Origin of the sequence: Oceanobacillus piezotolerans (assembly GCF_003665065.1) — a bacterium.
In the GTDB taxonomy this organism is placed as follows: Bacteria; Bacillota; Bacilli; order Bacillales; family Amphibacillaceae; genus Oceanobacillus; species Oceanobacillus piezotolerans.
In genome coordinates, this window is record NZ_RCHR01000019.1 from 1 (window position 1) to 1302 (window position 1302).

Here is a 1302-nt window from a genome sequence, read left to right on the forward strand (position 1 = left end):
AGACAATGGTAGGAGAGCGTTCTAAGTGCTGTGAAGTCAGACCGTGAGGACTGGTGGAGCGCTTAGAAGTGAGAATGCCGGTATGAGTAGCGAAAAAAGAGTGAGAATCTCTTTCACCGAATGCCTAAGGTTTCCTGAGGAAGGCTCGTCCTCTCAGGGTTAGTCGGGACCTAAGCCGAGGCCGAAAGGCGTAGGCGATGGACAACAGGCAGATATTCCTGTACCACCTCATGACCGTTTGAGCGATGGGGGGACGCAGTAGGATAAGGAATGCGCACGGATGGATGTGTGCGCCCAAGCAGTGAGAAAGTCAGATAGGCAAATCCGTCTGGCAATTTCAAGCTGTGATGGGGAGGTCTTCGACCGAAGTTCCTGATTTCACACTGCCGAGAAAAGCCTCTAGCAAGGTCACAGGTGCCCGTACCGCAAACCGACACAGGTAGGCGAGGAGAGAATCCTAAGGTGAGCGGGAGAACTCTCGTTAAGGAACTCGGCAAAATGACCCCGTAACTTCGGGAGAAGGGGTGCTCCTTTAAGGAGGAGCCGCAGTGAATAGGCCCAAGCGACTGTTTAGCAAAAACACAGGTCTCTGCGAAGCCGAAAGGCGAAGTATAGGGGCTGACACCTGCCCGGTGCTGGAAGGTTAAGGGGAAGAGTTAGGACTTCGGTCCGAAGCTTAGAACCGAAGCCCCAGTAAACGGCGGCCGTAACTATAACGGTCCTAAGGTAGCGAAATTCCTTGTCGGGTAAGTTCCGACCCGCACGAAAGGTGCAACGACTTGGGCACTGTCTCAACGAGAGACCCGGTGAAATTATACTATGCGTGAAGATGCGCATTACCCGCGACAGGACGGAAAGACCCCGTGGAGCTTTACTGTAGCCTGATATTGAATGTCTGTGCAGCTTGTACAGGATAGGTGGGAGCCTTTGAAGCAGGAGCGCCAGCTTCTGTGGAGGCATCCGTGGGATACCACCCTGGCTGTATGGACCTTCTAACCCAGGACCGTGATCCGGTTCGGAGACAGTGTCAGGCGGGCAGTTTGACTGGGGCGGTCGCCTCCCAAAAGGTAACGGAGGCGCCCAAAGGTTCCCTCAGAATGGTTGGAAATCATTCGTAGAGTGTAAAGGCAGAAGGGAGCTTGACTGCGAGACCTACAAGTCGAGCAGGGACGAAAGTCGGGCTTAGTGATCCGGTGGTTCCGCATGGAAGGGCCATCGCTCAACGGATAAAAGCTACCCCGGGGATAACAGGCTTATCTCCCCCAAGAGTTCACATCGACGGGGAGGTTTGGCACCTCGATG

The 1302-nt window shown here is 54.4% G+C and carries 1 rRNA gene; it reads left to right on the top strand.

Going from position 1 to position 1302, the window contains the following annotated elements:
* Positions 1-1302 (top strand): 23S ribosomal RNA (locus D8M04_RS19860); the annotation flags it as partial.